Source organism: Flavobacterium sp. UMI-01, assembly GCF_019656315.1.
In the GTDB taxonomy this organism is placed as follows: domain Bacteria; phylum Bacteroidota; class Bacteroidia; order Flavobacteriales; family Flavobacteriaceae; genus Flavobacterium.
Window position 1 is genome coordinate 1 of the sequence record NZ_BPLU01000033.1, and the last position, 11,069, is coordinate 11,069.

Here is an 11,069-nt window from a genome sequence, read left to right on the forward strand (position 1 = left end):
CTGCATTTGGTGCCAATGTACTTGGTGTCAAAGCTAAATTTGTAAGACCTAATTTGGCATCACTGATTGCGATATTACTTACCGTAACATTACCCGTATTAGTTACCGTAAAGGTATAGGTGATGTTATCCCCTACCTGTGCCTTCAAAGGATCTCCATTATATACCCCTGTTTTTACAAAGGATAGTTCAGGAGACTGAGTCAGCACTGTGGCTGTACAAGTCAAACAGCTTGGATTGACTGGACAAGTTGCACAAGGTGTGGGATCCGTTGAATTTGCTGTAACGGTAGTCCCAAAAGGAGTTGAAGCGGTTACTGTTGCTAAATTATATACTACTCCTGCATCAATATCTGCTTGCGTAATATTGTACGAAGCGGTATAAGTACCAGTGTCGTTTGCTCCTGCATCCAAGGATGTTATTGGGCTTCCTGAAACAGTCGCATTATTATCCGTTAACGAAATTGCTGTTAAGGTTTCAAATCCTGTATTTTTTATATCGAAAGTATATTCAATTTTATCCCCTACATTTACAATACCATCTCCATTATCATCTACATAAATACCCTCTTTTTCAACCGTAATTGAAGAAGAGTTACAAAGTAAACTACCACCATCGCTATTTGAAGTATTAACGAAAGCACCATATACATTGATTGTATTAATAACACTAGCGATTGAACCAACAGTCAATTTTATTTCGTCAAACGGAAGACTCGCACTAAAACCTACATTATACACACCAGGTCCAGAACCTAAAATTGGATCTCCCAACAGTGTCAAGTTGATTAAATCACCTGCTGATTTAGCTTCTTGCAATACACCATTATTGTAAGTTGCAACCGTTAAAGATTGAAATAAATTTAATTGAATTAACGTATTTAAGTCTCTTATTCTAAAACCAGCAAAAGTACCTTGTGGATAAGTAAACAATTGGTCTTTTACAGCTACAGAACCCGTGGCTAACACACCCGCTGTTAAACTTATTTGAGCAAAATCAGTAGTACTAGCTGTAATCAAATTGTCGGTATTATTTACAGCACAAGCCACACACGCTAAATTGTCTATACCCGTATTATCCCCATTTACTACTACTGGAAATGCTGGATTAGACCACTCATACGTTTTATTACATTCTACGATAGGGTCACATAATTTTTGGAAAACGGCATTATAAACTTTTACCGTACCCAAATTAACCGAAACTAAGTTTTCTAAAGTTATTTGTACTTCATCAAACGGCATCGTACTAACAAAACCAACCGTTTGCTTACTAGTTCCTACCAATAAATTTGTTCCTACTGAAACTAAAGCTCCATTACCTGTTTTTGTTTCTTGTAAACTTCCATTAAGATAGGTTCTTATTGTTATGGCATCAAATGCATTCACATTTAATAAAGAAGGCGCTTCAATACTATAACCCGCAAAAGTTCCTGCTGGATAATCGGTTATTTGGTCTTTTACAGAGAGACTACCATTAGTACCTACACCTACTGACAAATTCACTTCAGCAAAATTGTTAGCATCTTGATCCACTAAATTATCTTGATTAGAAATGGTACACAATACACAGGCTAAACCACCAATACCTGTATGCTCCCCATTCACATATACAGGATATTCAGGTGCGGAAACTGCCGTTTTTGTATTACAGGTTAAATCAGGTCCAGCGCAAAATTTTTGAAAAACAGCCCCATACACTCTAGTTGTTCCTAAGTTTAACCCTAGTGTTTGATTCAATGATAACTTCACCTCGTCAAAGCCTTTGGTCGTTACAAAACCCAGTTTATAACGACCACTACTATTTAAAACCGCCCCATTCACGAGCAAATTACTACCTGAGAATTCTTCTTGGTAAATTCCATTTCTATAGGTCGAAACCACAACATTTCCTAGAGCCGAAACACTTACTAAATTAGTATTCTCAACCTCAAAACCTGCATAGGTTCCAGCCGGATAATCGGTTATTTGATCTTTTATGGCTAAACTCCCCGAAGCCAATATTCCTACTGTCAAATTAATAGTTGCATAATCGCTTGAAGAAGAGCTAATGGCATTTTCGGTATTCTCTACACTTCCTACTCCAATTCCTGAAATACCCGTATTTGCTTGATTGATAATTACAGGATAAGTAGGCAAGTTCATTGTTGTTTGCGCATTACAATCTAAAGGGAGACCCACACAATATTCCCTTAAAACTGCGTGATAAACTCGAACAGAATTCAATAAATTAACTGCTCCGTTAAATACAATTTCGATGGCATCAAATGAAGTAGAGGTGTTGAAACCTACTATATAATCTCCCGGACTCGATAACAAACTTAAACTTAATAACGAACTCCCTGAAAATGTTTCTTTGACAACCCCTGCTTGGAATGTTCGAATGGTGACTCCATTTAATAAACTTAACGAAAGCAATCCGCCACTAGGACCTATTCTAAATCCTGCAAATGAACCCGCTGTATAAACGGTATTTGCATCAGTAACTTTTAAACGCTGTGTAGCTCCTACGCTAATTCCAAAATCAACTGTTGCATAATTTGAAAGTGAATTGTCAATTAAATTGGAACCATTAGAAATGCCGCACCCTAATAATGAAGTACATACACCTGACTCTGAAGTACTTACACTTAAACCGTCAAAATTAGAAGTAATAAAAGGCGTGGGAATTTCAGAGTTGCATTGACTATAGGAATCCAACGACAATAAAACAATCCCGAAAACCAATAATAAGTTACTTAGTTTTTTTGTTAATGTCCCTAGAGGATTTCTATTTTCATTTTTTAATAGAACGTAATTTTTTCTCATAATTCAAAGCTTTAAATGATAACTTCACGTTCGTTTTCCTTTTTCAAATAGTCAAATAAAGGCTAGAGAATAACGAACTTCAGTAAATAATCATGAACTATTCACAAAATTAGCCTATCCATTAAGGATTCTCCTAAACAAAACCATAAACAAAAACCTACAATACAATAAAGATTAACCGATAAAGAAATAAAATAAAATGGAGTACAAAATGGACTAATTCTTACATATTTATGAGGAAATTGTTTGTTATATTTGGTTAATTCCCAAATTTTAAAACATTTTGTTCTAAACTGGTGTTTTTCTAATCAAAAAAACATACATTATCTACATCTATTTACATTGAGAAATAAAAAAACGACATCAAGCTATACCAATTTCAAAACCATACACTATAAATCAATAGCAGTAACCTTGTTTATATCAAGCTCATTATTGATAATAGTAAATTATTACACCATCAAAACCTTATCAGCAACACGAGCTTATATCAATGGTGAATCACATTATTCTAAAGGGCACAATAAAGCGACTCGTAATTTAATTTCGTATTTATTCACATCAGATGAAATCTATTGGATAAACTTCAAAAAAAACTTGAGTATTCCACAAGGGGATGAAACAGCACGTATCGCTTTGGATAAAGGTCTTGATGATTCTATTGTAAGAGCAGGTTTTAAAGCTGGACTTAATGATGAAGATGATTTAGAGGATATGATTTGGTTGTATAAAAATTTTCAGTCGGTTCCTTTTTTTAAAAAAGCGGTTAGAGAATGGAAACAAGGAGACATATTGAATCGGAAACTGTATCTAATTGGTGAAAGTCTCTATCAAAAAAAGAAAGAAAACTTATTGAAAGACACAGATAAATTACAAATCCTTAAAGACATTAACATCTTAAATAGTAAAATCACGATTAACCAAGATGCCTTTTCGCAATCCTTTGGTGATGGCACGCGTAGTATTAAGAATTATCTTTTTCTAGTCAATACCCTTTTTATTTTAATAATTGTGGGTACAATTACGTTTTATTACAACAGAATGATTGAGAACTTGCTTCGTTCAAAACAAAAATTAAGCATTCAAAAAAAACAATTACAAGTTATAATTAAAGACCTAGAAAAAACAAAAGAAAGTTTATCTACTGAAATTATTCAGCATAAAAAAATCATTGGAACTATTAGTCATGACATCAGGAGTCCTTTAAAATACATCCAGTTAATTGCCAAACATTTGACCAATAGCACCAAAAAAAACAAAGATTCTACCACGCATAAATACGCCACTTCAATTTACAAATCATCATCCCAACTTTATGATTTTACCAAAACCTTAATCCAATACTCCAAAATATATATTGAAGAAAAAAACTACGAACAAAAACCTTACTCTGTTTATAACTTAATAGAAAACAAAAAAACATTTTTTGAAGAAATTGCTCAAAATAATAAAACTAATATCATAAATTTAACTGATGAAAATTTAGATTCCACTGTCAACATCAGAATTATCTCCATTATAATTCATAACTTACTCGATAATGCTGTAAAACACACTCATAACGGCACGATTCAAATAGGTGCAAAAACAGAAAACAAACAGCTTGTATATTGGGTTCAAGACACTGGGATTGGTATGAATCAAGATATTATTGATTATTATGTCAATTTATTTAAAAATCGGGATTCCGAAAAATTAATATTAAGCACCTATGGAATAGGGCTACATCTGGTACTGGAATTACTTATAATACTCAAAGGAGAAATTTATTTCTCGAGCATTGAAAATGAAGGTACAACAGTAACAATTAAACTAAATCTTACTTAAAAAGAACCACTAATTCAAATATAAAAGTATGCAAAAAGAAGTATTAATTGTAGATGATCATTTAGTAGTACGAACAGGTGTCTCTATTATACTAGAGGAAAAGTTCAAAAATTTTAACATTTCAACCACCGAAAATTATAAAGGCACATTAAAACTACTGGAAGAAAAAAAAATGGATTTAATCATTTTAGACATTAACATCCCCGGAAGTAAAAACACTGAAATGATTCAAGAAATAAAAAACATACAACCTGAGGTGAAAATCTTAATTTTTTCCGTTTATAATGAAGAAACTCATGCCTGCCCTTATATTATAGCTGGTGCCAATGGTTATCTAAACAAACTAAGTGATAAGAAAAAAATAACTACCGCGGTTGACTTGGTTCTAAAAACTGGTAATTATTTAACTAATAAAATTTTAACAGATTTAATTCGAACTACTGCGAATAAAGAAACCTCAGACCCCCTAGAAAAATTATCCAAAAGAGAAAAAGAAATCACCGCTTTACTCATCAAAGGAGATGGAAACATCGAAATCGCTAATAAATTGAACATCCAACTTACGACCGTTAGCACGCATAAAAATAAAATCTTTAACAAACTAAGGATAAAAAACATTGTGGAGCTCATCAATTTATTTAACAAACCCTATGGATTGAACAGCTAACTTTTCATCCCTACTTGTAATCAAAAAAAACATTTTTAAATACCACTGTTTTTTTTGATTAAAACAATACCATCCCACTCCTATTTTAATGGCAGTTGTTTTTTCTAAAAAGCGTAGTATGTGCCATTGTAAAACATTTTTACCCTTACCCTTAGTTTACCAGGTCATTTTTCAGATTGTTATTTATAGAACAATTAGTATCTTCGGATAAAATAAAATCCATGCCTCCCGAGAAAGAAACTAAAACAATTTTAATCGCTATTTTAAATTGGGGACTTGGTCATGCCACACGATGCATTCCCATTATACAAAAACTACTGGAACATCATTACACCCCTCTTATTGCCTCTGACGGTGTCGCTTTAGCTTTATTAAAAAAAGAATTTCCAAACCTTCAACACCTAGAACTCCCTTCCTACCAAATACAATATCCTCAAAACAAAAATCACTTTAAGTGGAAGATGATTCAAAAATCGCCTCGAATGCTAGCGGCGATATACAAAGAAAACCAGTTAATAAAAGAATGGATTCCGCTTTATCAAATTGATGGGGTTATTTCGGACAATCGTCTCGGCTGTTATACCCGATCAAAACCTTGTGTTTATATGACCCATCAATTAAATGTATTTTCTGGGAATACCACTTGGCTTAGCACTAAATGGCACCAATATTTTATTAAAAAATACGACGAATGTTGGGTCCCTGATTATGAAGACACACACACATTAGCAGGGAAATTGAGTCATCATACTACCTCAAAATTGAACATAAAATACTTAAACCCTCTCAGTCGATTTGAGAAACAACACTATCCTGTTCGATACCAACTTCTGATTATTTTATCTGGACCTGAACCCCAAAGAAGTATGTTGGAGTCCAAACTAAGGAATGAAATTAAAAAGTACAATGGAAAAATTTTATTCATTCAAGGTTTAGTCACCTCTACACAAACTAAACAACAACTAGGAAATACCACTTTTTACAATTACATGTCTTCATCACAATTGGAACGTGCCATTAATGAGAGTGAACTTGTACTCTGTCGTTCAGGTTATAGCTCAATTATGGACTTAGCGCAGCTTGAAAAAAAAGCTTTTTTTATTCCTACCCCTGGTCAATTTGAACAAGAATACTTAGCACAACACCTCGCAACGAACAAGGTTGCCCCTTACAGCAATCAAGATACTTTTACAATCGAGGATTTAAATCGAACTGCTTTTTACCGTGGCTTTACCACAATCAAGCAAACAACCAATTGGAGCGATTTTTTTTCGGTTTTTAAAAAAACCTAATATCTAAAACATATCATTTCTCTTACTCCTTATATTTTTTAAACAAAAAAAGGCCACCCTACGGGGATGACCTTTATACTAAATATCGGTTGAATTTAGTCTATAGAAATCACTATAAACTCGCTACGACGGTTCAACTGATGTTCTTCTTCAGTACAATCTACACCATCAGCACATTTATTAATCAGCTGATACTCTCCGTATCCTTTTGCCGTTAATCGGCTAGCATCTATCCCTTTACTGATTAACCATGCTCTTGTAGATTTTGCTCTACGGTCTGATAATGACTCATTATATTTGAATGTTTGTCGGCTATCGGTATGTGAACGGATATCAATCTTAATTTGTGGATGCTGCTGCATTACATCTAATATTTTTTCTAAATCGATGACAGCATCTTTTCGAATATTGGATTTATCCAAATCAAAATAAATCATTTTGATTCCAAAACACTTCGCTAAATCAACCCCAACCGTTAACTCACATCCTTCTTTAATCAAAGCAATTGATTGATTGGTTTTACCATTGACATTTGGAACCACTACTGATGCTTCATTAGTCTCATAACGTGGCTTTTCAGCTCTTACAGTATATGTTTTTCCACATTCCACATCAAAATGATAATCTCCAGAAGCATTAGCCGTAGTTGTTGCAATTATTTGATTGTTTCTATCGAATAAGCTCACTTTGGCATTAGGTATAGGCATCTGCGTATCTACATCAGAAATAACCCCCACCAAGACCTGACTACATCTGATTTCGCTAAACTTATAAATATCATCGTATCCTTTTCCGCCACTTCTATTGGAAGTAAAAAAACCTATTTTACTTTTACTATCCATAAAAAAACCAAAATCATCTTGTGTTCCATTGATTGGCGCACCGATATTTTCGACTTTACCAAAACTAGCTCCTTCCATTTTAGCCACATACACATCTAATCCTCCTAACCCTGGACGTCCATCTGAGGAGAAATACAATTTATTATCACCTGAAATAAAAGGAAAAGTTTCTCTACCTTCCGTATTAATACCAACCCCTAAATTAACAGGAGTTGAATAGGTTCCATCATTCTTGATAGTCACTTTGAATAAATCCGATTGTCCAAGTGTTCCTGGCATATTGGAGGCAAAATACAATTCTTTTTCATCAACACTCAATGCGGGATGTGCAACACTATAATCATCGCTATTGAATGGTAGTTCCACTACATTTTTCCATTCGTTATCCTCCCATGTCGCTTTATAGATTTTTAATAAAGTTACACGCTCACTGTTTTTCCCTTTTTTGCCATCAATGAAGTTGTTGCGTGTGAAATACATCGTTTTCCCGTCACTAGTAAAAACAGGAGTTGATTCATGGAATTTTGAGTTAATTTTATTATCAAAAAGCACTGGCTCTTCTAATCTTCCTTCTGGACTAACCTTTGAAGCATATAAATTTGTAAACGCTTGATTGGTCCAAGTAAACACCTTTTTAGACGCTCCCACTACTTCTCTAGAAGAAGCAAAAATCAGTTTATCACCCAAAAATGTCGTACCATAATCTGAAAAACCCGAATTGATTCCTGCATCTTCAATAGCAAAACGACCCGAATTTTCTTTTATCTCTTCTAAATAGTTTTTATCATTCGCAAATAATTTGGCTCTCTGATCGTTTCCTGATTTTTTAGTATAGAGTTCTAAAATCTTATCGGCCTTTTTATAATCCCCAATAGATTTTAAACATTGGGCATACCGATAACAATACTCACCGGTTTGATCTTTATTCATATCAAACAACTCCGTGTACCATTTTTCAGCTTTACCTAATTCGGCATTAAAATAATAAGCGTTTCCTAATTTTTGAAACATCTTTTCATCTTTATATCCTTTTGCAGCAATACGCTCATAGGTAGCGATAGCATCAATATAAGCATAGCGTTCGTATTTTTTATCTGCAGCTGCGACACTAGCTTTCTGAGCAAAACATTTAGTAAAAACAACTAATAAAAAAGTAATGTATATATAATTTTTCATGTAACTAATTTTTAGAAGAATCGAGGAGAAACAATTCGATCGTATTTATTAAACAACTCATATCGTAAGAAAATCTCATGAGACCCTTTGTTAAAATGAGCCAAACGTGTTGTTTCAAAATCATAACTATATCCTACGAACCATCCGTCAGTGATTTGAAAGCCTGCCATACCACTAAGTGCCGCACTCCATCGGTATGCTGCTCCTAAAACAAATTTCTCATTAAACATAAAATTAAGAGATGCATCTACTTGCAGAGGAGCTCCTTGTGTCATTTTGGTCAAAATGGCTGGCTTAAATTTAATATCACCAGTTAAGTCAAAAACGTGTCCAGCTGTTAAAAAATAATGCAAACGTTCTTTAGCGATATAGCTAACTGAGCCATTACCTGCATATCTATCAAAATGTTTGGTTTCGATAAAATTAGGAATAGACAAACCAATATATGTGTTATCGGAATAAAAGTAAATTCCAGCTCCTATGTTGGGCGAAAATTTATTATCAATACTCGCTTCGAAACTATTATCTGGTGTCAAATAAGTCAATTTATTAAAATCAATATCCAATAGATTGACCGAAGCTTTTAATCCAAATGCTAATTTGTATCTTTCTGAAGTTTGAATATTGTAAGAGAAATTAACACCTATATCCGTTTCATCAGAAGGGCCAATTTTATCATTCAGAATAGAAACACCAAACCCCATATTCCCCCCATTGATAGGTGTATGTAACGATACATTATTAGTAGTAGGCGCTCCTTCCAAGCCTACCCATTGGGTGCGGTGTAATGCAAAAATGCTCATTTTTTCTCTCATTCCAGCATAGGCAGGATTGACTGCCATAGTATTGTACATATATTGCGTAAACTGTGAATCCTGTTGAGCGTAGCTAATGCTTGTAAGAAGCATTAAAACCAGTATTGATAATTTATTTCTCATCTTTTTCTATTTAAAATCCAAAGAGTTTTTCTTATGATTTTGATTATCTATTTAAATATAAGTATCCTGCTTTTTCATGAAGATTAGCTTCACTATCCTTATATCTGAATACATAGTAATATGTCCCTGTAGGTAATTCAGTAGATTGACTTACTGTAACTCTACCCTCTGAAACTCCTTTAAATGCTCGGTCAGTATTGTTATAATTGTCTCTTTCAAAAACAAGTACTCCCCAACGGTTATAAATTTGAACGTTATTATCAGGATAACAATCCAATCCACTAATATAAAACACATCATTATCACCGTCTCCGTTAGGCGAAACTGCTTTAAACGGAATAACTTCACAACCTATAACACCTCCAATTATTGGCAGGTCAACAACATAAGTGGATTCATCGGTTGCTAAAGCACCTCTAGCATCAACACCTCTTACCGAAGCTTGATTAGAAACAGCTAATGCAATTATATCATCCCTTGTAATTACATAAGTCGCAGTGTATGCTGATGTGTTAACTTGACCAACATTTAACACTGGAATCGTATTCCCTGAAAGCACTAATCCAGGCATTAAGTCGGTTACCGAAACATTAAATAAGGCAACGTTACCAATATTTTTAATTTCAAATTGGTACGTAATTGTTTCACCAACTTGTGTAAATCCATCTTTATTTTCATCATTAAAAATTCCTGTTTTAATAATACTGATAGCTGGAGTTCTCACTAATTCTACAATCGTACAATCCAAACACGTTGGTTCTTTTGGACAGGTTGCACAAGGTGTTGGGTCTGTCGAAGTTCCTGTAACTGGAGTTCCTTTTGGAGGCGTTCCTGTTGCTGTAGCTAAGTTGTACACAATTCCTTCATCAATATCATTTTGAGTAACAGTATGAACAGCTGTAAAAGTTGTACTGTCAACCGCACCAACAGTTAAACTAGCAATTGGCCCTCCTGATACGGTAGCATTGTTATCCGTTACAGTAACATTCATTAATGGTACATTTCCTGTATTGCGAATTACAAAATTGTAAACAATTACATCTCCTACATTCGTAATTCCATCGTTATTCTTATCCTCATATTTACCATCTTTTGTGATTGAAATACTTGGCATTTGTTTCAATTCGGTCATCGTACAATCCAAACAAGTTGGTTCTTTTGGACAAGTTGCACAAGGTGTTGGGTCTGTCGAAGTTCCTGTAACTGGAGTTCCTTTTGGAGGTGTTCCTGTTGCTGTAGCTAAGTTGTACACAATTCCTTTGTTGATATCCTCCTGAGTAACGGTATGAACAGCTGTAAAAGTTGTACTGTCAACCGCGCCAACAGCTAAACTAGCAATTGGCCCTCCTGATACGGTAGCATTGTTATCCGTTACAGTAACATTCGTTAACGGTACATTTCCTGTGTTGCGAACTACAAAATTATATACAATTACATCTCCTACATTCGTAATTCCATCGTTATTCTTATCCTCATATTTACCATCTTTTGTGATTGAAATACTTGGCATTTGTTTCAATT

At 34.1% G+C, this 11,069-nt stretch carries 6 protein-coding genes and 1 pseudogene; 3 read left to right on the forward strand and 4 right to left on the reverse strand.

Annotated elements, in window-relative coordinates:
* Positions 1-2,806 (reverse strand): annotated as a pseudogene (locus tag K5R64_RS10180) (hypothetical protein); the annotation flags it as partial.
* Positions 2,807-3,148: 342 nt separating this feature from the next.
* Here K5R64_RS10180 and K5R64_RS10185 point away from each other — a divergent pair.
* The 3 genes from K5R64_RS10185 to K5R64_RS10195 all read left to right on the forward strand — a co-directional run bounded on the left by K5R64_RS10185 (position 3,149) and on the right by K5R64_RS10195 (position 6,592).
* Positions 3,149-4,633 carry a HAMP domain-containing sensor histidine kinase gene (locus tag K5R64_RS10185; RefSeq protein ID WP_220763208.1) on the forward strand — a complete coding sequence of 495 codons (1,485 nt, stop codon included), beginning with the start codon at positions 3,149-3,151 and terminating at the stop codon, positions 4,631-4,633.
* Positions 4,634-4,661: 28 nt separating this feature from the next.
* Positions 4,662-5,300, forward strand: coding sequence for a response regulator transcription factor (locus tag K5R64_RS10190; protein ID WP_220763209.1), 639 nt, complete (start codon positions 4,662-4,664; stop codon positions 5,298-5,300).
* Between the two features lie 221 nt (positions 5,301-5,521).
* Entirely contained in the window at positions 5,522-6,592 is a 1,071-nt protein-coding gene (locus tag K5R64_RS10195) for a glycosyltransferase (RefSeq protein ID WP_220763210.1), read from the forward strand.
* A gap of 95 nt (positions 6,593-6,687) precedes the next feature.
* Here the strand turns inward: K5R64_RS10195 and K5R64_RS10200 are convergent, their stop codons facing one another.
* From K5R64_RS10200 to K5R64_RS10210, 3 genes are all read right to left on the reverse strand, one after another.
* Positions 6,688-8,610, reverse strand: coding sequence for an OmpA family protein (locus K5R64_RS10200; protein ID WP_220763211.1), 1,923 nt, complete (start codon positions 8,608-8,610; stop codon positions 6,688-6,690).
* 11 nt (positions 8,611-8,621) lie between these two features.
* Positions 8,622-9,548 (reverse strand): type IX secretion system membrane protein PorP/SprF, encoded by a 927-nt coding sequence (locus K5R64_RS10205; protein WP_220763213.1) that lies wholly within the window; start codon positions 9,546-9,548, stop codon positions 8,622-8,624.
* A 43-nt stretch (positions 9,549-9,591) separates the two neighbouring features.
* Positions 9,592-11,069 (reverse strand): gliding motility-associated C-terminal domain-containing protein (locus K5R64_RS10210; protein ID WP_220763214.1); only part of this gene is annotated, 1,478 nt, incomplete at its 5' end.